General features: G+C 73.3%; 23 protein-coding genes and 2 tRNA genes. 11 read left to right on the top strand and 14 right to left on the bottom strand.

The window, feature by feature from the left end; genetic code table 11:
• Positions 1-26: 26 nt before the first annotated feature.
• Positions 27-1,757, bottom strand: coding sequence for a glycerol-3-phosphate dehydrogenase/oxidase (locus NBH00_RS17715; protein WP_254569924.1), 1,731 nt, complete (start codon positions 1,755-1,757; stop codon positions 27-29).
• Positions 1,758-1,922: 165 nt separating this feature from the next.
• Between NBH00_RS17715 and NBH00_RS17720 the strand changes: the two genes are divergently transcribed.
• Positions 1,923-2,360, top strand: a complete 438-nt coding sequence (locus NBH00_RS17720; protein WP_254569925.1) for a hypothetical protein — start codon at positions 1,923-1,925, stop codon at positions 2,358-2,360.
• Between the two features lie 109 nt (positions 2,361-2,469).
• On the opposite strand, the gene NBH00_RS17725 is transcribed toward NBH00_RS17720, so the two are convergent.
• The 5 genes from NBH00_RS17725 to NBH00_RS17745 all read right to left on the bottom strand — a co-directional run bounded on the left by NBH00_RS17725 (position 2,470) and on the right by NBH00_RS17745 (position 7,452).
• On the bottom strand, positions 2,470-3,339 hold the full coding sequence (locus tag NBH00_RS17725; protein WP_254569017.1) for an IS982 family transposase: 870 nt from the start codon (positions 3,337-3,339) through the stop codon (positions 2,470-2,472).
• A 107-nt stretch (positions 3,340-3,446) separates the two neighbouring features.
• Complete coding sequence (locus tag NBH00_RS17730) at positions 3,447-4,532, bottom strand: IS630 family transposase (RefSeq protein ID WP_254569016.1); 1,086 nt, start codon at positions 4,530-4,532, stop codon at positions 3,447-3,449.
• Between the two features lie 45 nt (positions 4,533-4,577).
• Positions 4,578-6,197, bottom strand: a complete 1,620-nt coding sequence (locus tag NBH00_RS17735; RefSeq protein ID WP_254569926.1) for a GMC family oxidoreductase N-terminal domain-containing protein — start codon at positions 6,195-6,197, stop codon at positions 4,578-4,580.
• Entirely contained in the window at positions 6,194-6,628 is a 435-nt protein-coding gene (locus NBH00_RS17740; RefSeq protein ID WP_254569927.1) for a hypothetical protein, read from the bottom strand. The genes NBH00_RS17735 and NBH00_RS17740 overlap by 4 nt, the downstream gene beginning before the upstream one ends.
• Positions 6,625-7,452 carry a FadR/GntR family transcriptional regulator gene (locus tag NBH00_RS17745; protein ID WP_254569928.1) on the bottom strand — a complete coding sequence of 276 codons (828 nt, stop codon included), beginning with the start codon at positions 7,450-7,452 and terminating at the stop codon, positions 6,625-6,627. The genes NBH00_RS17740 and NBH00_RS17745 overlap by 4 nt, the downstream gene beginning before the upstream one ends.
• A 55-nt stretch (positions 7,453-7,507) precedes the next feature.
• Here NBH00_RS17745 and NBH00_RS17750 point away from each other — a divergent pair, with 55 nt between their 5' ends.
• Complete coding sequence (locus NBH00_RS17750; RefSeq protein ID WP_254569929.1) at positions 7,508-8,452, top strand: type I phosphomannose isomerase catalytic subunit; 945 nt, start codon at positions 7,508-7,510, stop codon at positions 8,450-8,452.
• Between the two features lie 82 nt (positions 8,453-8,534).
• On the opposite strand, the gene NBH00_RS17755 is transcribed toward NBH00_RS17750, so the two are convergent.
• Positions 8,535-9,488 carry a DUF4430 domain-containing protein gene (locus NBH00_RS17755; RefSeq protein WP_254569930.1) on the bottom strand — a complete coding sequence of 318 codons (954 nt, stop codon included), beginning with the start codon at positions 9,486-9,488 and terminating at the stop codon, positions 8,535-8,537.
• 14 nt (positions 9,489-9,502) lie between these two features.
• A complete protein-coding gene (locus tag NBH00_RS17760; protein ID WP_254569931.1) occupies positions 9,503-10,375 on the bottom strand; it encodes a hypothetical protein in 873 nt (290 codons plus the stop codon).
• A gap of 75 nt (positions 10,376-10,450) precedes the next feature.
• On the opposite strand from NBH00_RS17760, the gene NBH00_RS17765 reads away from it, so the two are divergent.
• On the top strand, positions 10,451-11,020 hold the full coding sequence (locus NBH00_RS17765) for a cob(I)yrinic acid a,c-diamide adenosyltransferase (protein WP_254569932.1): 570 nt from the start codon (positions 10,451-10,453) through the stop codon (positions 11,018-11,020).
• A 40-nt stretch (positions 11,021-11,060) separates the two neighbouring features.
• Here NBH00_RS17765 and NBH00_RS17770 read toward each other — a convergent pair whose 3' ends face one another.
• On the bottom strand, positions 11,061-11,939 hold the full coding sequence (locus NBH00_RS17770) for a phosphatase PAP2 family protein (RefSeq protein ID WP_254569933.1): 879 nt from the start codon (positions 11,937-11,939) through the stop codon (positions 11,061-11,063).
• Between the two features lie 101 nt (positions 11,940-12,040).
• Here NBH00_RS17770 and NBH00_RS17775 point away from each other — a divergent pair, with 101 nt between their 5' ends.
• The 6 genes from NBH00_RS17775 to NBH00_RS17800 all read left to right on the top strand — a co-directional run bounded on the left by NBH00_RS17775 (position 12,041) and on the right by NBH00_RS17800 (position 15,213).
• On the top strand, positions 12,041-12,430 hold the full coding sequence (locus NBH00_RS17775; RefSeq protein WP_254569934.1) for a PRC-barrel domain-containing protein: 390 nt from the start codon (positions 12,041-12,043) through the stop codon (positions 12,428-12,430).
• A gap of 4 nt (positions 12,431-12,434) precedes the next feature.
• Entirely contained in the window at positions 12,435-12,836 is a 402-nt protein-coding gene (locus tag NBH00_RS17780) for a hypothetical protein (protein ID WP_254569935.1), read from the top strand.
• A gap of 126 nt (positions 12,837-12,962) precedes the next feature.
• A complete protein-coding gene (locus NBH00_RS17785) occupies positions 12,963-14,042 on the top strand; it encodes an alkene reductase (protein ID WP_254569936.1) in 1,080 nt (359 codons plus the stop codon).
• A gap of 144 nt (positions 14,043-14,186) precedes the next feature.
• Positions 14,187-14,259, top strand: a tRNA-Glu gene (locus tag NBH00_RS17790).
• Positions 14,260-14,434: 175 nt separating this feature from the next.
• Positions 14,435-14,842 (top strand): hypothetical protein, encoded by a 408-nt coding sequence (locus NBH00_RS17795; protein WP_254569937.1) that lies wholly within the window; start codon positions 14,435-14,437, stop codon positions 14,840-14,842.
• Entirely contained in the window at positions 14,812-15,213 is a 402-nt protein-coding gene (locus NBH00_RS17800) for a YhjD/YihY/BrkB family envelope integrity protein (RefSeq protein WP_254569938.1), read from the top strand. Before NBH00_RS17795 ends, NBH00_RS17800 begins: the two co-directional genes overlap by 31 nt.
• Before the next feature lie 48 nt (positions 15,214-15,261).
• Here NBH00_RS17800 and NBH00_RS17805 read toward each other — a convergent pair whose 3' ends face one another.
• From NBH00_RS17805 to NBH00_RS17820, 4 genes are read right to left on the bottom strand one after another with little or no spacing between them, the layout of a single operon-like run.
• Positions 15,262-16,053: an O-methyltransferase gene (locus tag NBH00_RS17805; RefSeq protein WP_254569939.1), complete on the bottom strand. Its 792-nt coding sequence runs from the start codon at positions 16,051-16,053 to the stop codon at positions 15,262-15,264.
• A gap of 51 nt (positions 16,054-16,104) precedes the next feature.
• Positions 16,105-16,809 carry a lysophospholipid acyltransferase family protein gene (locus NBH00_RS17810; RefSeq protein WP_254569940.1) on the bottom strand — a complete coding sequence of 235 codons (705 nt, stop codon included), beginning with the start codon at positions 16,807-16,809 and terminating at the stop codon, positions 16,105-16,107.
• A gap of 20 nt (positions 16,810-16,829) precedes the next feature.
• Positions 16,830-17,003 (bottom strand): hypothetical protein, encoded by a 174-nt coding sequence (locus NBH00_RS17815; protein ID WP_254569941.1) that lies wholly within the window; start codon positions 17,001-17,003, stop codon positions 16,830-16,832.
• 28 nt (positions 17,004-17,031) lie between these two features.
• A complete protein-coding gene (locus tag NBH00_RS17820; RefSeq protein WP_254569942.1) occupies positions 17,032-17,613 on the bottom strand; it encodes a TetR/AcrR family transcriptional regulator in 582 nt (193 codons plus the stop codon).
• Between the two features lie 21 nt (positions 17,614-17,634).
• Here NBH00_RS17820 and NBH00_RS17825 point away from each other — a divergent pair, with 21 nt between their 5' ends.
• Positions 17,635-19,071: an MFS transporter gene (locus NBH00_RS17825; protein ID WP_254569943.1), complete on the top strand. Its 1,437-nt coding sequence runs from the start codon at positions 17,635-17,637 to the stop codon at positions 19,069-19,071.
• A 65-nt stretch (positions 19,072-19,136) separates the two neighbouring features.
• On the opposite strand, the gene NBH00_RS17830 is transcribed toward NBH00_RS17825, so the two are convergent.
• Positions 19,137-19,220, bottom strand: a tRNA-Leu gene (locus NBH00_RS17830).
• A 32-nt stretch (positions 19,221-19,252) separates the two neighbouring features.
• Between NBH00_RS17830 and NBH00_RS17835 the strand changes: the two genes are divergently transcribed.
• The gene (locus NBH00_RS17835; RefSeq protein ID WP_254569944.1) at positions 19,253-20,848 is read left to right on the top strand and encodes an ABC-F family ATP-binding cassette domain-containing protein; all 1,596 of its coding nucleotides are present in this window, start codon (positions 19,253-19,255) and stop codon (positions 20,846-20,848) included.
• The last annotated feature ends 3 nt before the right edge of the window (positions 20,849-20,851 follow it).

Below are 20,851 nucleotides of genomic sequence, written 5' to 3' on the forward strand. Positions count from 1 at the left end.
CGCGGTCACCGTGCGTCAGCGTGCGGTCAGCCGGTGACGATCCCCTCTGCCGCAGCCTCGAGCAGGAAGGCGTCCGCCTCGGCGCTGACGCGGGCCTCGTCCCAGCCGAGCTCCGGGGCCATCGCGGCCGCGACGCGGCGGGCGGCCTCCCCCGACGGCTCCGCGACGACGCGCGCCGCGGTGAGGCCGAGGCGCGTGCGCCGCAGGAGGGCGTCGCCGACCGTGCGGGCCTGCTCATGGCGGGCCGCGTGGACGACCTCGGCGAGGATGTCGACCGGTGTGTCCTGCCCCTCGACCGCGGGGACGACCGGCTGCGCGAGCTCACCGCGCTCGGCGGCGATGGCGAGGACCTCATGCGCCACGTGGCCGTACCGGCCGGCGAGCTGGGCGTAGGCCCCCTCGGGGACGCCCTCCAGCCGCGGCAGGTCCTCAACGGCGACGCTCTGCCCGAGCGGGATCTCGTGCGTGCGGCACGGGGCGTCGCGGGCATCGCGCTCGACGAGCCGGTCGACGGCCATCTTCGCCATCCGCCGCCAGGTCGTGAGCTTGCCGCCGGTGATCGTGATCATGCCGCTGGACGTCTCGTAGAGCTCGGCCTTGCGCGAGATGTCGACCGACTTCTTCGGGTCGCCGGTGGAGATGAGCGGGCGGACGCCGGCGAAGGCGCCGGTGAGGTCCGACGGCGTGAGGCTCGACCCGAAGTAGCTGTTCGTCGCGTCGAGGAGGTACTCGATGTCCCCCGGGTCCGGCGCGATGTGGTCCAGCCCGTTCGGCGTCGCCGACTCGTCGTAGTCGTTGTCGGTCGTGCCGATGAGCGTGCCGCCGAGCCACGGCAGGGCGAAGATCGTGCGGCCGCCGCCGGCAGGGACGATCGCACCGCTGATGAGCGGGATCTGGTCGTGACGGAGCGTGATGTGGGTGCCGCGCGACGGGGCGATCCGCGGGACCTCGGCCTCGTCGTGGAGCTCGTCGGGGCGCAGGCGGTCGGCCCATACGCCCGTGGCGTTGATGACGTTCGTCGCGCGGACGGTGAACCGCTCGCCGCTCATGACGTCCTCGACGTGGACGCCGCGGGTGCGCCCGCCCTCCTCGTGCAGTTCGGTGACGTTCAGGCCGTTCGCGCAGACCGCGCCGAAGCGCTCGGCCTCGTGCAGGACGGTGAGGACGAGGCGGGCGTCGTCGGTCTGGCAGTCGTAGAAGAGGTAGCCGGAGGTCGGCTCGCGCCCGGCGAGCGCGGGCAGCCGCTCGACGACCTCCTCCCCGCTGATGATGCGGTGGCGGTCCGGCGCCCAGTCGGCGAGGCCGTCCCCGTCGAGGTCGGTGGCCGACTCGGCGCCGGCCGGGATCGTGCCCCGGCGACCGACGCGGCCGCGGATCTTGTCGACCGACATCACGTCGTAGAGGTTCAGCCCGACGCCGACGAGACGGTCGGGGCGCTGCCCGTCGAAGGCGGCGACGACGAGCGGCAGCGGCTTGACGAGGTGCGGCGCGAGCTTGACGTTGAGCTGGCGCTCGAGGAGCGCCTCGCGGACGAGCCCGAGGTCGAAGTTCTGCAGGTACCGCAGTCCGCCGTGCACGAGCTTGGACGAGCGGCTCGACGTGCCGCTGGCGAAGTCGGCCTTCTCGACGAGCGCGACCGAGTAGCCGCGGGCCGCGGCGTCCAGGGCGCAGCCCGCCCCGGTGATGCCGCCACCGACGACGACGACGTCGAACTCCTCGGCGGCGAGGGCGGCGATGGCGTCAGATCGGGTGATCACCGGGCGCAGTCTGGCACGTGCGCGGAGCGCACCGGTGACCGCTCCGGGACCGAACGGCAGCGAAGAGGACCCATGTCGTGGGGTTTGCTGCCTGTTCGCGTTTCGTGTCCGAATTCTGACAGCTACGCTCAAGGGGTGGACGGAGCGTGCCGATAGGCACGGGCCTTGAGGTTTCGTCTCGTCGCCGTCGTCCTCCTCCTCGCTTCCGTGGCGACCGCCGGCCCCGCCCCCGCGGACGACGCCTCCCCCGCCCTCGGCGGCGTCCCCGGCATCGACCTCGTCGCCCCGCGGCCGAGCCTGCGGATCATCAGCCGCGACGTCGGCGCGCTGGCGCGCACCGGGCATCTCGTCGTCCGCGTCCGGCTGAACGAGCGCGGGAACGGCGCCGTCGTCGCGCGCCTGCAGCCCGGGAACATCCAGACGACCGCGGTCGAGCACGGCTTCCCTGAGGCCGGCCGCATGACGTTCGTCCTGCGGATCTCGCGCCGCGGGACGGCGCTGCTGCGCCAGGCGCCGCGCGTGACGGTCCGGGTGAAGCTCGCCGTCGAGGACCTGGCGGGCAACCGCCGGCTCCGCCGCCACCGGGCGGTCCTCCGCCGCTGACACGGCGACCACACCGGCGGCGTGCGGCCGCGTCGGGGCATATCCCCCACGCGGCCGCACGCTCGGCTGTTCGCCGCGGCGCCGCTAGATGGTTCGTTCCACGGATCGGTCAGGCGTAGTAGGCAGTGAGGTTGCGTGGTGGGCGGCCGAGGCGTTCGTTGAGAGCGATCGCGGCGGTGAGAGCGAGGAACTTGGCGGCCAGGCGGGTGCGGAGCGTGTGGAGCTCGCGGGCGCGGTGGTCCTCGAGGTTGAGCATGTCTTTGCATGTCCAGAAGATCGATTCCACGCATTGCCGGATCGGGGCCAGGTGCGGCTCTTTGCCGGCCTCGTCCTTGCGTCGGGGGCGGACGATCGTGGCGCCGAGCGCGGAGGCTTGGGCGTGGAAGTCGCGGCCGGAGTAGCCCTTGTCGCCGATGACGGTGACCGGGCCGTTGCGGTGGCAGCGGGCGAGCATGTCCAGCGCGACGTCTCGTTCGCCCGTTTTCGGGGAGGTCAGGGCAAGGGCGCGTGGAGTGCCGTCGGTCGCGAACAGGCCGTGCAGGCGGAAGCCCCAGAAGAAGCGGGAATGGCTGGCGCAGTAGCCGTACTCCGCGGCGTTGCCCAGGGCGCTGCGGCGCGTCGTTTCGACCGAGCGACCGCATTCGACCGGTGTGCTGTCGACCACGAGCAGGTCGTCGTCAAAGCCGTTGGTGTGGCGGGCGAACTCGAGGATCAGCGCTTCGATTTTGTCCGACAGGCGCTGGCGGCGTTTGACGAAACCCGGGCGCTTGGGCAGTCGCGGGAACAGGTGCCCCAAGCGATGCGGTGCCATCGCCCAGAACTGCTCGTCAGAGCTGATCCGCAGTACCTGCTGAGCCACGCTCAACGTGACGACCTCCGCGTCGGTCAAGATCCGTTTGGCGTTCTTGCCCTTCGCAGGCAGGAGATCGTCGCAGGTGCAGTAAACAGCGATCAGCAGCAGGTCGAGGTCGGCGTCCATCGAGGCCCCCAGGGTCGGCGTTGGCGAGATAGCACCGCCGACTTCGACCTGCCTGCTTATGTCACCTGCCTACCCGACTCCTCCGCCCCCGCCGTGGAACGAACCATCTAGTGTTCTGATCGGTTAGTTTCGTTGCAGCGGATGGCGATGGATTCGAGGATCTCGTCGCTGCTCTTGGTCCAGGTGAACGGTTTGGGGTCCTCGTTCCAGGTCGCGACCCAGTTGGTGATGTCCATGTTCAGCTTGCGAACTGAGCGATGAGCTGAGCGCTGCAGCAGCTTGCGGGTCAGCTCGGCAAACCAGCGCTCGACGAGGTTGATCCAGCTGCTGCTGGTCGGGGTGAAGTGCAGCACGAACCGGGGGTGCGCTTTGAGCCAGCGCTGGATTGCCGGGGTCTTGTGCGTGCTGCTGTTGTCGAGGACCAGGTGCACGTCCAGGTCGGCCGGGACGGCCTTGTCGATGCGCTGAAGGAACTTCTTGAACTCGACGGCGCGGTGGCGCTGGTGCAGTGCGCTGATGACCTGCCCGCTTCTCACGTCCAGCGCGGCGTAGAGGCTTGAGGTCCCGAAGCGCTTGTAGTCGTGGGTCACGCGCTCAGGGGTCCCGGGGCGCATCGGCAGGATCGGGGCGGTGCGGTCCAGTGCCTGGATCTGGGACTTCTCATCAACGCACAGCACGACAGCTCTTTCGGGCGGGTTGAGGTAGAGGCCGACGACGTCGTGGACCTTGTCGACGAACAACGGATCCTTGGACAGCTTCCACTTCTCCTGGCGGTGCGGCTGCAACCCGTACGCGTGCCAGATCCGCAGGACCGCGTTCTGCGTCAGGCCGGCCTCCTTGGCCATCGACCGCGTCGACCAGTGCGTGGCGTCCTTGGGCGTGGACTCCAAAGTCTTGACCACCACCGCCTCCACATCCTCATCGGTGATCGTCCGCGGGCGCCCCGGACGCGGCTCATCCAGCAGCCCGTCCACGCGCCGCTCGACAAACCTGTTGCGCCACCGCGTGACCGTCGGCCGGCTCACACGCAACCGCTGCGCGATCTCCGTGTTCGTCCGCCCGGCCGCCGCCTCCAACACGATCTGTGAGCGCTGCGCCAACCCCCGGGCGCTCTTGCGGCGCCGCGCGAAGCCCTCCAGAACGGCGCGCTCCTGGTCGGTCAACACGATCTCACGGGCGGCAGCGATAGGCATGAAGTATCCATGCCCCCGCTGCAACAGAACTAATCAATCAGGACACTAGGCGATCGCCGTCGGCACGGGCTCGTGCTCCGGCGCCGGCTGCCCGAGCAGGTGGAAGGCGAGCCGGGTCGACAGGGCCATGATCGTGATCTGCGGGTTCACGCCGAGCGACGACGGGACGACGGAGCCGTCAGCAACGTGCAGCCCCTCGATGCCGTGGACGGCGAGGTCCGGGCCCACGACGCTGTGCGCCGGGTCCGCCCCGGCGCGCGCGGTGCCGAGCGGGTGAAAGGCCATCGCGCTCACGTCGCGCGGACGGATGCGCGCCGCGGCGAGCGGCCCCGTGTCCCCGCCGCGGAGCGTCGGCACCCCGGCCAGCGGGACGACGACCTCACGGGCGCCGGCGGCGAAGAAGACGTCCGCCAGGACGGCCATCCCGCGCTGGAAGCGCGCCGCGTCGTCGGGGTGCAGGTCATAGCGGACGATCGTGCGGCCGAGGTGGCGGTGGACCGAGCCGCGGCCGGTGTCGTGGACCATGACCCCGAAGGACGCGGTGCGGCGGACGGCGGCCATGAGGTCGCGGTGCTCGGGGCCGCTGCGCGGGGTGCTCATCGCCGCCTGGTCGGGCGGGCCGGAGATGCCCTCGAACATGATCCCCTCGTCCTGGAGCGCGTCGATGTAGGCCGACTGCGGGACGCCGACCCACGGGTCGAGGTCCTCGTCGAAGACCGCGCGCGCGGCGCTGGCCGGGTGGATCGAGAGGTTGCGCCCGAGCTCCCCCGAGCGCGTGCCGAGGCCCGAGGCCCGCAGCAGGCCCGGGGTGAGGAGCGTGCCGCAGGCGACGATCGCGTGCCGGCAGCGCACGCGCAGGGTGCCGCCGCCGGCGGTCCGGCCCACGACCTCGGTGACGCGGCCGCCGCGGTGCTCGATGCGGCGCACCGTCACGCCGGTGTACGTCGTGGCCCCCGCCGCCCACGCCCGCGGGACGTAGGTGATGCCGGTGTGCTGCTTGGCGCCGGTCGGGCAGCCGAACGCGCACACGCCGCTGCCGACGCAGCCCTTCGCGTTGCGGAAGAGGTGCCCGGCGGAGAGGCCGAGCTTCGCCGCGCCCTCGAGGACGAGGCGGGCGCTCGCGCCGGCGAGCTCCGCGGGGACACGGCTGACGTTGATCTCCCGCTCGACGCGGCGGAAGTACGGGTCGAGCGCCGCCGGCGTCAGGTCCGTGAGCCCGAACTCGCGCTGCCAGTGGTCGAGCACGTGCGCCGGCGTCCGGAAGCAGGTCCCGGAGTTGATGAGGGTCGTCCCGCCGACCGCCCGGCCGAGCGGGAGCGGGATCGGCGGCACGCCGACCGTGATGAGCTGGGCGGCGTCGCGGTAGAGCCGCGTGGCCATCTCGCCCGGCCGGGCGGTGAAGCCGGCGCTCTCGTGCCAGTCGCCCTCCTCGAGGATGGCGACGCGCATGCCGCCCTCGGCGAGCTCCTTCGCGACGGGCGCGCCGCCCGCGCCCGAGCCGATGACGCACGCGTCGACGGTGAGGATCGTCTCCCCCGCGAGCGTGCGGCCGGCGACGAGGCGCCGCTCGCGCGGGTGGAAGGTGCCGCGGCCGTCGGTGTAGGCGGCGTCGCCGGTGTCGCGGACGGCGGGCACGGGGGCATCCGCCGGGCTGACGGGGCTCACCAGCGGGCCTCCGTCACGCGCAGGTGCGCGCCGCGGGCCACGACCGCGCCGGCGTCGTAGCCGCAGCCGCGCATGACGGCGTCGTCGCCGTAGTAGCCGAGGTGCGCGAGCGTGCGCAGCGCCTGCACGAGCGGGCCGAGCGGCCCGGCCTCGGCACGGGCGAGGACCTCGCGGCGTGCCGCCGGGTCCAGGCGCCGCAGCCGGGCGCGGTGCCCGAGCACGAGGGGAGCGAGCTCCAGCGCGTACAGCCCCTGCCGGAGCACGAGGCGGTTGGCGGCCGGTGCGGCGGCGAGGCTCGCGTCGAGCGCGAGGGCGGCGCCGGTCTCCCGGACCGGCGGCAGCGGAGGCTCGGGCGCGACGACCGCCTCGACGAACGCCGCGAAGATCGACGCCTCGCGCGGGCGCAGGACGGTGAACGGGGGCGTGGTCATCGGCCGGCCTCCGTGGGCGCCGCGGCGGTTCCTGGCGCGGCGGCGGCCGCGGAGCCGCCGCCGCCGGCGCCGCCCCCGCCGTCATCGGCGCCGCCCCCGCCGCCGCCGCCCCCGCCGAGCAACCCGGCGAGCGCCGCGCGGACGAGGTCGCGCTGGCGGGCGGCGAGCGCGAAGGCCGCCGCGCGGGCGCGCTCCTCCTCCCCCGCTGCGATCGCGGCCGCGAGCTCGGCGTACCCCGGCGCGAGCTCCGCCGGCCGGGCCGTCACGGGGACGGCGGCGACATGCCCCAGATAGAGCTCGCGGATCGCGTTGAGGATGAGGACGAAGACGAGGTTCCCCGCGGCCTGGGTGACCGCCGTGAAGAACGCGAAGTCGACGTGGGCGGCGGCGACCGCGTCGTCCGGATGGGTGGCAAAGGCCGCCGCGAGCTCCGTGATGCGGACGGCGTCCGCGTCGCTCCGCCGGGCCGCGGCGAGGCCGCCGAGCTCGCGGAGCAGCAGCGTGCGGGCCTCGAGGATGTCGTCGAGCACGCGCCCGTCGAGCGTCCCGCCCCGGAAGAGGACATGGGCGAGCACGTCGAGCCCGCCCGCCTCGCGCCAGTCCCGCACGCGCGTGGCGTCCCCGTGCCGGACCTCGACGAGCCCCATCTGCTCCAGTCGCTTCAGCGCCTCGCGGAGCGAGCCGAGGGTGACGTCGAGGTCGGCGGCGAGCTCACGCTGGCGCGGCAGCTTCTCGCCCGGCGCGTAGCGCCCGGAGAGGACCGCCTCGAGCAGCGTCGCGAAGACCTGCTGGGAGACGAGCCCGGAAGAGTTCGGAACAGTCATCAGGGCCGCGACGGTATCAGAGTTCTGAACTCTCGGCCGTGGTTATGCTCGCGCCGTGCCCGAGCCGATCGCCTTCGCCCCCCTGTTCATGGAGCGCATCTGGGGCGGCCGCCTGCTCGAGGAGCGGTACGGCAAGCCGCTCCCCCCTGGCGCGCCGATCGGTGAATCCTGGGAGGTCGTCGACCGCCCCGAGGCGCAGAGCGTCGTCGCCGGCGGGGTCCACGCCGGCCGCACGCTCAACGAGCTGTGGACCGAGGAGCGCGACAGGGTCTTCGGCCCGCGCGCCGCCGGCCGGGGCGATCGCTTCCCGATCCTCATCAAGCTCCTCGACGCGCGCGACACGCTCTCGGTGCAGGTCCACCCCCCGGACCATCTCGCCGGGGAGCTCGGCGGGGAGCCGAAGAACGAGCTCTGGTACCTCGCCGACGCCACGCCCGAGGGTCACCTCTACGTCGGCCTGCGAGCGGGCGTGACGCGCGAGGCCTTCACGGCCGCGCTCGAGGCCGGCGAGGACGTCTCCGCGATGCTCCACCGCCTCGACGTGAAGGCCGGCGACGCGATCTTCATCCCCTCGGGCCGCGTCCACGCGATCGGCGCGGGCTGCCTCATCGTGGAGATCCAGCAGAACTCGGACACGACCTACCGCGTGTTCGACTTCGGCCGCCCGGGCCTGGACGGGGAGCTGCGCGAGCTCCACGTGCCGCAGTCGATGGCGTCGATCGACTGGGACGACGTCGAGCCGCCGCTCCACCGCGGCGACGGCCCGATCGCCGACAACGACTGCTTCACCGTGACCCGCCGGGCACTCGACGGTCCGTCGGTGCTCACGTCGCCCGGCGAGTGCGCGATCGTCGCGGTGATCGACGGCGGCGTGTCCTGCGGTGGCGCGTCGTTCGCTCCCGGCGCGTTCTTCCTCGTCCCCGCCGCCGACGGCGCGAACCTCCCCGTCGCCCCGACGGCCGGCGACGCGACCGTCCTCGTCACCGAGCTGCCCGGCTGACGGGGCGGCGGCGCCGCGCCTCGCCGCCCACACCCGCCAGCCCGCGCTGACCCGGCCGACGCCGCCGGCCGACCCGCGGCGGCTACGGCGTGGCCCGGACCTCCGGCACGCCCACGGCCCGGCCGTCGACCACCGCGAAGGCGAAGTGGCCGCGCAGGTTGCCCTCGTCGAGGGCGCTCGCCGCGGCCTTGACGCCGGCCGCATCCACCCCCGTGACGATCCACACGGGCTGACCGTCGTCGAGTCGCGTCGCGGCGATGAGGCCGTCCCCCGGGCCGAGCGTCCGCGTCGTTCGGCCGGCGGCGTCGAGGATCGCGATCGACCTGGCGTCGGCCGCAGGCCGGGCGAAGACGCCGCTGACGCGCGGGCCGTCCTCGAGCGTCTTGACGGTCTCGTCGTCGCGGATCTGCACGTAGGGCCCGACGACGATCCGGAGCGTCTCCTTCGTGAACGACTGCTGCAGCCCGCCCTTCGCGGCGAAGACGCCGGCGGCGGTCATCGCGTCCTGGACGGTCTGGCACGCCGGGATGTCGGACGGCTGGCACTCGACGCGGACCGGCAGCTTCTTGCCGTCCTTCACGCCGGCGACGAAGGGGGCCGGGAAGGAGCCGACGACCGCCTGGATGCGCGTCGCCGCGGCGAACGGGTGGCGGTCCCACCAGACGCGGTCGCGGCCGCGGACGTCCTGCGTGAGCAGCCCCTTCTTGGCGCCGACACCGTTGACGAACGGGTACCAGCCGCTGCCGCCACCCGCCGCGATCCCGTTCACCGACCGCACGCGGCCACCGGCCACGATGACCTTCAGGTTCCCCTCGAGCAGGCTGAGGACGGTCGCGGAGGCGCCGACCTTCGGCTGCGCGAGGTCGGCGACCGGCCGGGCGCCGAAGTCCTGCGTGACGAGGAGCTGCGCCCCGGACGGCGAGTCGCCCGCGCCGCAGCCGGCGAGCGCGAGCGCGGTCGTCAGGGTGGCTGCCATGAGGGCGGCGGCGGGGCCGCGGGCGGGCCTGGGCAGGCGGAAGGACGACTGGCGGGACATGGGGCCTCGGGCTCTCAGCGGACGGTGAAGACGATGCGGTCGCGGCCGCGATCGCTCGGCCCGGCGACGTTGCCGAGCGTGTCGACGACCTGCACGTCGAGCGTGTAGCGACCCCGGGTCAGCCGCCGGATGAGCGGGTAGGACCACTTGGCGGCCTTCCCGATCGAGAAGAACTGCGGCCCGTTCGCACCGCACTTCTTCGCGCGCAGGAAGGTCTCCTCGATGCCCGAGTAGAAGTGGCACGTCCTCCCGCGCGAGCGGGTGATGCGCAGCCGGACGTCCGCGAGTCCGTGCGGGTCGGGCGCGACCGTGCCGGCGAGCACGCGCGGCCCATGCCCCTTCCGGAAGGTCTGCTTCTCCTTCACCGAGGTGATCGTCGCGACCGGTCCGGTGCGATCCGGACTGCCGCAGTAGCCGTCGGCGCCGGTCGTCCGGCAGGTGGCGGCGATCTGCTCGGCGGGGACGGTGCTCGGGTAGTAGAGGACCGTGTTGCCCGTCGCCAGCGGCAGCTCGCACGGCCCGTACGGCCACACGACGCTGTTGACCATCAGCACCCACGAGAGGTCGTCGCTCGCGGTGCCCGGGTGCAGCTCGCCGAGGACGGAGCTCACCCGGAGGCCCGCCGTCGGGTCGTAGCGGGCGTCCCACCGGCCGCCGGTCGCGACGTCGAGCGCACCCGCGGCGCTCGTCCCCGAGCAGGCCGCGCCGTCGCGCTGGATCGTCACGTCGCGGGTCGTCACGGTGCGGGTCCCGATGAGCGTCCCGGTGGCGCCCTGAACGGTCAGGCGGACCGAGGCGGGCCCCTCCGCAGCGGCCGGCGCGGCGGCGATCAGAGCGATGAGGACGGCGAGGAACGGGACGATCGAGGTCGGCGAGAAGCGGGCCATCGCCCCCCAAGATGCCATACGCGGAGGCAGAGGGGCCCCGGGCCCCGCCCGGGGGTGTGGGACACTCGGCGGGCCATGACCGTGAACCTCACCCGCATCTACACGAAGCTCGGCGACGGCGGCGAGACGCACCTCGGCGACATGTCGCGGGTCCCGAAGACCCACCCGCGGATCGAGGCGTACGGCGAGATCGACGAGCTCAACAGCCACCTCGGCGTCCTCCTCTGCGAGCCGTCCCTCCCGGCCGCCTACGCCCCCTGGCTCTCCCGCGTGCAGAACGACCTCTTCGACCTCGGGGCGGACCTGTCCGTCCCGGAGCCCGAGACCCCGGCCGAGCGCGAGCGCCTGCGCGTGGACCCCGCGCAGGTCACCTGGCTCGAGGAGCGCTGCGACGAGGTGAACGCGACGCTCGCGCCGCTGAAGTCCTTCGTCCTGCCTGGCGGGACGGCCGCCGCGGCGCAGCTCCACGTCTGCCGGACGGTCTGCCGGCGCGCCGAGCGCCGCGCGATCCTCGTCGAGGACGGCAGCCCCGAGGTGGTCCGTTACCTCAACCGCCTCTCGGACCTCCTCTTCATCCTCGCGCGCGGCGCGAACCACGAGACCGGGACGGCCGAGCCGCTGTGGAAGCCGGGCGCGTCGCGCTGAGCTGAGCCGACCGGCGTGCCCCGGCCGCGGTCGCGGCGACTTACGCGTCGACGCCGCGGGCGAGCCCGGCGGCGAGCGCCGTCGCCATGGCCGCGATCGTGAGTGCGCCGAGCACGAACCACGGCCGTTCACGCGCGAACGTCGTCGCGGCCTCCGGCCGGGCGAGCCACGCGGCGGCGACCGTCGTGACCGCGCCCGAGCCGATGACCATCGGGCCGAACGCGCTGCGGACGGTCGAGCCCCGCGGGACCGGGACGGGCAGGCGCGGCGTCGGGCGGGCGCCGGCGTCGGCGTCGGCCCGCCGGTCGGGCAGCGCCTCGAGGATCGCGACGGCGAGGGCCGTCCACATCGAGGCGACGAAGAAGCCGCCGATGACGTCGCTCGGGAAGTGCCAGCCGAGCGCGAGGATCGAGTACGAGACGCTGACGGCGAAGAGCGCGCCGACCGCGGCGACGGTCGGGCGGGCGATCGGGGGAGCGGCGAGGACGGCGCAGAAGGCGAGGGTCATCGACGCGGTCGCGTGCCCGCTCGGCCAGGAGGCCGCCGCGATCTGCCCGTTGCCGAGCCAGTCCGAGAAACGCGGCTGGGCCAGCCCCTGCTTGAGCGTCTGCGTCGTCGCGCCGGTGAGGAAGAGCAGGAAGATGATCGCGACGCCGACGCGGCCCTTGCGACGGCAGAACGCGACCCCCGCGAGCGTGAGGCCGATGACGGCGTACGGCCGGGGGTCGGCGAGGTGCGCGACGTGGGCGATGAGCTCGGTGACCCGCGGGCGGTTGAGGGCGACGAAGCCCCGGAGCGTCGCGCTGTCCCGGGCCTGGGCGATCGGGACGAGGTACGCGAAGATCCCGGTGACCGTCAGGCCGGCGAGGCAGGCGAGCGCCGCGAGGAGGGCGTTCTTCGGGTTGCGGAGCGCGGTCACGAGCGCTTCAGGGTACCGGCGGCACCTCAAGGTCCCTAAAGGACGGGCGGCGGTCCGGCCACCGCGGCAGGAGCCGGCCCCGCGGCGGCGAACACGTGCGCATGGAGCCTCTCGGTCTGCTGCCGTCCCTGCTCGGCGCTCGTGTCTACGACGAGATCGGCGCCCGTCTCGGCCACGTCGCCGACGTCCTCTACGACGACCGCACGCAGCGGCCCGCCTGGCTGCTGCTCGTCCTCCTCCGCGCCCGCGACCGCTTCGTCCTCGTCCCCGCGGACGGGGTCCGCCACCACCCCGGTGGCCTGGACCTACCCGTGCCGCGCGCCCTCGTCCGCAGCGCCCCGGCGAACCCGGGCCCGCCGAACGAGCTCGGCGCCGACCACGCCCGCGAGCTTGCCGCCCACTACGGCGTGCACGTCGGCTGCGGCCCGTGGACGGGGATCGTCGAGCCCTCGCTCGGGGTCGTCGACGACCGCGTGCGCCTCGCCGGCTGAGCCCGTGCCCCGCCGCCGGCTGCTCCGCCACCGCCGCCTCACCGCCGCCGCGCTCGGCCTGGCGGCCCTCGCCCCGGTCGGCCTGTCGGTCGCGCCCGCGGGCGCGGCGACGGCCCGCTTCCACGCCTGCGCCGGGAGCTACGGCCCGGACGGTACGCCCGGGCAGGGCTTCTACCGGCGCATCCGCGCCAAGCGCACGGGCTGCACGACGGCGAACCGGGTGACGCTCGCGTGGGTGAGATACGAGGCGATGCACGACGGCGCGAACCCCACGGGACGCGTGCGGGTCCGGGGCTACGCGTGCCGTGGCCACGTCGTGCGGGACACCCCGGGCGACGCCGAGGGCGGGCTCGGCGTCCTCTGCACCCGCGGGGCGCGGGCCGTCGCCTTCTACGGTCACCCGTAGGGTTCGCCGCACCGAGCGGTTCACCGGGGTCGCCGCCGGGCACACCACCCACGACGGAGCCCGGCCCGAGAGCGCCAACGCGCCCAGAAGTGATTGCTCGCGCAACTACGTTCTACGGTGTGGGCCATGCACGAAAACCTCTTCACCCCCGTCACCGCCGGCGCCCTCGCCGCGAAGAACCGCATCGTCATGGCGCCCATGACCCGCAACCGCGCCGGCGCCGGCGAGGCCCCGGGCGAGCTGAACGCCGAGTACTACGCGCAGCGCGCCGGCGCCGGCCTCATCATCACCGAGGGCACCCAGCCGTCCGCCGAGGGCCAGGGCTACCCGCACACCCCGGGCCTCCACACCGACCGGCAGCGCGAGGGCTGGCGCACCGTCGCCGAGGCCGTGCACGCCGAGGGTGGTCTCATCGTCGGCCAGATCATGCACGCGGGCCGCATCTCGCACCCGAGCATCATCGGCCAGGCGCCGCTCGCGCCGAGCGCGGTCCGCCCGGACGGCGAGGTCTTCACCGGCACCGGCACCGAGCCGTTCGAGGAGCCCCGCGAGGCGACGACCGCCGAGGTCGAGGCGCTCGTCCGTGAGTACGCCGACGCCGCGCGCGTCGCGATCGAGGCCGGGCTCGACGGCGTCGAGCTGCACGGCGCGAACGGCTACCTCATCGCCCAGTTCGGGGCGACGGGGACGAACCACCGCACCGACCGCTTCGGCGGCGACGCGACCGGCCGCGCGACCTTCCTCCGCGAGACCGTCGCAGCGGCGGTGGCCGCCGTCGGCGCCGATCGCGTCGGGCTGCGCCTCTCCCCCGGCAACCCGTTCAACGACCTCCAAGACGACGAGCCGCGCGAGGGCTTCCACGCCGCGCTCGCCATCGCCGAGGAGGCGGGCCTCGCCTACGTCCACGTCTGCGAGACCGCCCCGGACGCCGGCTGGTCCGCGGTCGCCGACGCCCGCGAGCGCTTCTCCGGCACGCTCATCGCCTCCAACGGCTTCACGCAGGAGTGGTCCTTCGCCGACATGGATGCACTCGTCGCCGACGGCAAGGCCGACCTCGTGGCGATCGGGCGGCGCTTCCTCGCGAACCCGGACCTCACCGAGCGCATCCGGACGGGCGCCGAGCTCAACGCCCCCGACGAGGGCACGTTCTACGGCGGCGGCGCCGAGGGCTACGTCGACTACCCGACGCTGCAGGCGGCCGCCTGAGCCGCCGCCTCGCGCCGCGAGTGGAATCCTGTTGCTGCCTGGCAGCAGCTCGATTCCACTCGTGGCCCGGGCGAGCCGCGGGCGGGGTGCCGCCAGGGCGAGCCGTCATCTCCGGGGGCGCCTTGCTATCTTCTCCGTCCCCCCGCCGCTATCGTCTAGGGGACTAGGACGCCGCCCTCTCACGGCGGAAACCGGAGTTCGAATCTCCGTAGCGGTACCTCAGAAACCCTGCTCCCAGCGGGGTTTTTGGCGTTCTGGGCCCGGGCGTCCGACCCCGCCGGACCCCGTCTCGATGCCCGTCCGCCCCCGCCCCGGCCCGCCCCGGCCGCGGATAGGTCGACGGCGCTCCGGGTACCACCACCCCATGGCAGCCGATCGCCGGGCCTGATCGCGTGTCCAGCGGCGTCTCCCCGCGCGGCGCGGCGCCTGACGGCGTGCGGACCGCCGACACGGTGCGGACCCGCATGACGTGGGCCGGTCACGCCGTCCGGGACGTGATCGAGGGGTTCGCCCGGCACCGGCTGCTCACGTACGCGAGCGCGATCGCCTACCAGGTGGTCAGCTCGATCCTCCCCTTCGCGAGCTTCACCCTCGCGCTCCTCGGACTGCTGAACGCCGAGTCGCTGTGGACCGCGCACCTCGCGCCGGAGATCCAGCGACACGCGTCCCACGAGGCCTACGCCCTCGTCGACTCGGCCGTGCGCAAGGTCCTCGCCCGCAAGCAGGGCTTCTGGGTCTCGGGCGGCCTGGCCTTCGCTACGCGGTCTCGGTGCTCCTGGCGGCGCTCGTCGGCGCCCTGACCATCGTCGCGCTCGTCGTCACGGTCATCGGCGGCGGCATCGTGGGTGGCGGGGTGGCGCTCGGGGCCGCCCGCTACGTCCTGGCCGCCTGCCTGCTCATGCTCGCGGTGGGCTTCACGCTGCGCCTTGCTCCGAGCGCCCGGCATCCGTTCCGCTGGGTGGGCACAGGCTCGGTGGTGATCGTCGCCGGCTGGCTCGTCGTCGTCAGCGGCTACGTCTTCTACGCGACGCACATCGCGTCGTACGACTCGATCTTCGGGAGCTTCGCGGTCGCGTTCCTGCTCATCGTGGCGATCTACATCTGCTCGGTCGTGTTTCTCGTCGGGGCGCTCCTGGACGCGATGGCGCGCAACGAGCAGCGCGAGCGCTGACCTCGCGCGCCGGTGCCCCCGGGGCCGATCGTCGTCGTCCCGGACCGGTCAGGCGTCGCCCGGGTGGTACTCCGACTCGAGGACGAGGTCCTTGATGAGCGTCTGGTATTCGGCGTGCGTCGCGTGCTCGGTCGTCCGCCACGCGTGGCCTTCGGCGGCCCGCATGAGCTCGAGGTAGTCGGGCGCGCCCGGGAACTTGATGTTGTCGGCGACGACGACGGCGCCGTCCCGCAGCCAGTCCCGGGCGATGATGAGCTCGAGGTCCGGGACGTAGGCGTCCTTGGCGTGGTCGATGAAGACGGCGCCGACGGACCCCGGCGTCACGCCGTGCTCGGCCTCGAGCGCGGCGGCGGTCCTCCCGCCGTCACCGAGCGTCCCGACGACGACGGTCGCCCGGTCCGCGACGCCGGCGTGAGCCCAGACGCGGCGGGCGATCGCAGCGTTGTCGGGGTTGAACTCGACGGAGACGAGGCGGCAGCCGGCGGGCATGGCGCGCACCATGCGCAGGCCGCTGTAGCCGCAGTACGTGCCGAGCTCGAGGACGAGCTCGGGCTTCGCGCGCGCGATCGCCCGGTCGAGGATCTCGCCCTTCTCGTCCCCCACGTTCATCATGAAGCTGTGCCGGTAGCAGAACTCGTCGACGACCCGGATGGCGTCGTCGAGGTCGCCGGGCCTAGCGTTCGCCTCGACGTAGTCGGCCAGCGCCGCCTCGCGGCCGTCGCCCACCTGCCACTCCTTCGTGAGCCTGCCGATCCCGACGAGCATGCGCACGAACGACCAGCGGAGGAACGGCAGGCGACGCCCGCCGATCTCGAGGACACGGTCAGCGGATCTGGGCATGCCCGCGACGGTACTCCGGCCTTCGTCGATTTACTACCTAGTTCTGGACCGTCACGGCCGCTGGATCGCGGCGTACTGCTCGCGGACCCGGGCGAAGATCGTCTCCGCCGCGGCGAGGGACTGCTCCCGCGTCGGCTCGGCGACCCGCTCGAGGACCAGCGGCTCCCCGTAGCTCACCGTGATGGGCGGGAAGCGCAGCCGCCGCCACTGGCGGACCGCGCTCGACCCGTGGATGGCGACGGGCACGACCGGCGCGCCGGACTGCAGCGCGAGACGCCCGATGCCGGGCCGCGGCTCGCCGAGCCCGCCGGTCCGTGAGCGGCCGCCCTCGGCGTACATGCCGACGCAGCCACCGCGGGCGAGGATCGAGTGGGCGGTCGCGAACGCCTCCTCGTCGTTGTGGCCGCGGCGGACCGGGAAGTGCCCGGCGACGCGGAAGAGGTAGCTGATGACCGGGTTGTTCCCGAAGAACTGGGACTTCGCCATGAACCGGATCCGGCGGCGCAGGTACACGCCGCAGAAGAAGTGGTCCATGTTCGAGAAGTGGTTCGGCGCGAGGATCATCGCGCCGGTCGCGGGCACGTTGCGGCGGCCGACCGCGCGCGTCCGGTAGAGCCCGATGGCGACCGGGGTCAGGAGGATGCGGACGAGCGTGTACGTCCAGCCGGGCTCGCGGGTGCGTGCCCAGGCGTGGAACGGCGCCATCGACTCCGGGGGCCGCGGGTCGCCGTAGACCTGGGGCTTGATCTCGCTCACGCGACGGCGGGCGTCCCGGACTACGAGGCCCGGGCGCGCGCGCGGTCCTTCAGCGCGTCACGCAGGTCACCGAGCTCGGCCTGGCGGCGCAGCAGGGCCAGACGCGCCGGACCCGTGATCTTCGCGTCCGCGAGACGATCGGCCACCGTCGCGAGTTCGGTCGTGACCATGGCCTGGGTGAGGACGCGGGGCATACCTCTACCCTAGCCCCGGATCGGACGTTTACGCCGATTCTCGTTCGAGCCCTGCGCGCAGGCCGTCGATGAGGAGCAGGGCGATGCGCCGCCCCCCGCCCGTCGCATGGGCCTCGGCGGCCCGGACGGCGGTGAACAGGAGCCGGAGATCCTGGACCTCGGCGTCGGGCCGCAGCGTGCCCTGGACGCGGGCGCGATCCATGACGTCGTCCATCGCGTGGGCGACGAGCGCGCGGGCGTCGATGACGTCCCGGCGCGAGCCGGTGACGGCGATCGCCTCGATCATGATCTCGTCGCAGCCGTCCTTCGCGTCGATGACCGCCCAGATCATCGCGGTCAGGTCGGCGAAGCCGTCGCCGGTCGCGGGGACGGCGCGGATCGTCTCGCCCACCTCCGTGAGGCGCTGGACGACGAGCGCGGCGACGAGGTCGTCCTTGTCGGCGAACTGGCGGTAGACCGACCCCACCCCGGCACCCGCCGCCGCCGCGAGCGCCGGCATGGAGGCCCCGAGCCCCTCGCGGGAGAACAGCTCGCGGGCGGCCGCGAGCAACCGCTCGCGCTTCGACGACGCATCCAGGTCGGCCCAGGCCACCTCGTGCGGAACTTTCATTCCGGCATGGTAGCCCGGAACATGCATTCCGCCCTGCCCGAACCCGCCCGGCAGCACTACAACGTCACGTTCTGGATCCTCGCGGCCGGCGCGGTGTCGTACTCGCTCCTGCAGTCGCTCGTCCTCCCCGCCCTGCCGGAGTTCCAGAAGTCGCTCCACGCCTCCGAGAACTCCGCGAGCTGGATCCTCACCGCCTACCTCCTCAGCGCCTCGGTCGGCACGCCGATCATCGGCCGCCTCGGCGACATGTACGGCAAGGAGCGGGTCCTCGTCATCACGCTCGCGATGCTCGCCGCCGGCACGCTGCTGTCGGCCGTCGCGACGTCGATGCCCCCGCTGCTCGCAGGACGCGCGATCCAGGGCGCCGGCGGCGGCATCTTCCCCCTCGCCTTCGGGATCATCCGCGACGAGTTCCCCAAAGAGAAGGTCGCCGGCGGCATCGGCCTCATGTCCTCCCTCCTGGGCATCGGCGGCGGCGCCGGCGTCATCTTCGCCGGGCTCATCGTCGAGCACCTGAACTACCACTACCTCTTCTGGATCCCGCTCGTCTTCATCGTCGCCGCGACGGTGGCGACGTGGAGGTACGTGCCGGAGTCCCCGGTGAAGGTCCCGGGGAAGGTCGACTGGGTCTCGGCGTTCCTCATGTCGGCCGGCCTGGTCATCGTGCTCGTCGCGATCAGCCAGACGACGACCCGCGGCTGGACGTCGCCGACGGTGTGGGGCATGGTCGCCTACGGCACCGTGCTGCTCATCGGCTGGGTCCGCAACGAGCTGCGCTCACCGGAGCCGCTCGTCGACATGGGCATGATGCGGATCCGCGGCGTGTGGACGACGAACACCGTCGCCTTCCTGCTCGGCGTCGGGATGTACTCGGCGTTCATCCTCATCCCGCAGTACGTCCAGGAGCCGCTGACGACGGGCTACGGCTTCGGCGTCACGATCGTCGCCTCGGGCCTCTTCCTCCTGCCCTCGACCGTTGCGATGGTGACGGTCGGGCAGTTCGCCGGCCGCCTCGAGCACCGCTTCGGCTCCAAGCCGCCGCTGCTCGCCGGGGCGATCTTCGCCTCCCTCTCGTTCCTGATCCTCGTCGTCGCGCGCTCCGAGCGCTGGGAGATCTACCTCTCCTCGCTCCTGCTCGGCATCGGCATCGGTCTCGCCTTCGCGGCCCTCGCGAACCTCATCGTCGCGAACGTCCGCCAGGAGCAGACCGGCGTGGCGACCGGGATGAACACCGTCATGCGGACGCTCGGCGGCGCCCTCGGCGGCCAGGTCGCGGCGTCCTTCCTCTCGAGCGGTCTCATCGACGGCAAGCCGAGCGCCCACGGCTACACGCTCGCGTTCGCGCTCTGCCTCGGCGCGCTCGTCGTCGGGGTCCTCGCGAGCTTCCTGATCCCGGGCCGTGCGCGGCCGGTCCCGCGCGTCGTGCCGGTGCGCGAGCCGGCGCGCGCCGCCGCCTGACGCCGGACCGCGTCCACGCCCTGAGAACGACGAAGGCCCCGGGACCCGGGGCCTTCGTCGTGCGATGCGGATGAGAGGACTCGAACCTCCACGGGGTTGCCCCCACAGCGACCTGAACGCTGCGTGTATACCAATTTCACCACATCCGCTGGGACCGGCGAGAGCGGGACAATAACAGTTCATGGCCCACCTCCACGTCACCGATCTCAGCTACGCGCACCCCGGTGGCGACGCCCTCTTCCACGACGTGACGTTCAAGCTCGGGGCGGGCAGGCACGCCGGGCTCGTCGGGGCCAACGGCGTCGGGAAGTCGACGCTCCTGCGGATCCTCTCGGGTGAGCTCGAGTCCGGCGCCGGCGACGTCTCGGCCGGCGGGCGGATCCTCGCGATGCCCCAGGACGTCGGCACCGGCGAGGGGACGATCCGCGAGCTGCTGCTCATGGGCGCCCCGCCGCGCACGCGCCGCGCCGGCCTCGCCCTGCTCGCCTGCGAGCGCGATCTCGCGGCCGGTGACGAGGACGCCGGCGTCCGCCTCGGCGAGCTCATCGGCGAGTGGTCGGACCTCGGCGGCTACGAGCTCGAGGGGCGCTGGGACGCCGTCTGCCGGCGGATCGCCCGCGCCGGGCTGAGCGAGATCGGAGACCGGCCGGCGGTGACGCTGTCCGGCGGCGAGCGCAAGCGGCTCGTCCTCGAGCTGCTGCTCACCTCGGACGCGCCGATCCTGCTGCTCGACGAGCCGGACAACTTCCTCGACATCCCGGCGAAGCGCTGGCTCGAGGGCGCCCTGCGCGCGACGAGGAAGACGATCCTCCTCATCAGCCACGACCGCGAGCTGCTCGCGGCGGCGACCGACACGATCGTGACGCTCGAGGCGGGCGGCGCGTGGGTGCACGACGGCTCGTACGCGACGTACGCCGAGGCGCGGGCGAAGCGCCAGAAGCGCTTCGGCGACGCGCTCGCGCAGTGGAACGAGGAGGAGAAGCGGCTGCGCGAGCTCGTGCGGATCTTCAAGGAGCGCGCGCGCTACTCGCCGGACCTCGCCAAGCGCGCGAGCGCCTTCGAGACGCGCCACAAGCGGTTCGTGGCCGAGGGCCCGCCGCCGGCGCCGGTCACCGAGCAGGTCATCAACGTGCGGCTGGTCGGCGGCGACTCGGCGCGCAAGGTCGTGACGCTCGACAAGGTCACGATCGACGGGCTCGTCCGGCCGTTCAGCGACGAGATCCACTTCGGCGAGCGCGTCGGGCTCATCGGGCCGAACGGCTCGGGGAAGACCCACGTCATGGGGCTGCTCGGTGGCGGCGAGGCGCCGGCGGACGGGCGCGTCGTGCTCGGCCCCCGGGTCTCCCCCGGCCTCTTCACGCAGCTCAACCGGCGTGAGGACTTCGCGGGCCGCACGCTCGCCGACATCGTGGAGGAGCGGACCGGCGCGTATGAGACCGCGATGCGCGGCCTGGCCCGCTACCGGCTGCAGGACGCCGCGGCGCGGAAGGTCGAGACGCTTTCGGGCGGGCAGCGGGCACGGCTCGAGATCCTCTGTCTCGAGCTCGAGGGCCACAACCTCCTGCTGCTCGACGAGCCGACCGACAACCTCGACGTCGAGTCCTGCGAGGCGCTCGAGCAGGCGCTCGACGGCTTCGCCGGGACGGTCGTCGCGGTCTCGCACGACCGGGCGTTCCTGCGGCGGCTGGACCGCTTCCTCCTCCTCGACCACGACGGCCGGGTGACGGGGCTGCCGGACGTGCGGTCGGCGCTCGAGGCGCTCGGGGCGGAGGCGTAGACG

It is taken from the genome of Paraconexibacter antarcticus, from assembly GCF_024220175.1.
Classification (GTDB): Bacteria; Actinomycetota; Thermoleophilia; order Solirubrobacterales; family Solirubrobacteraceae; genus Paraconexibacter; species Paraconexibacter antarcticus.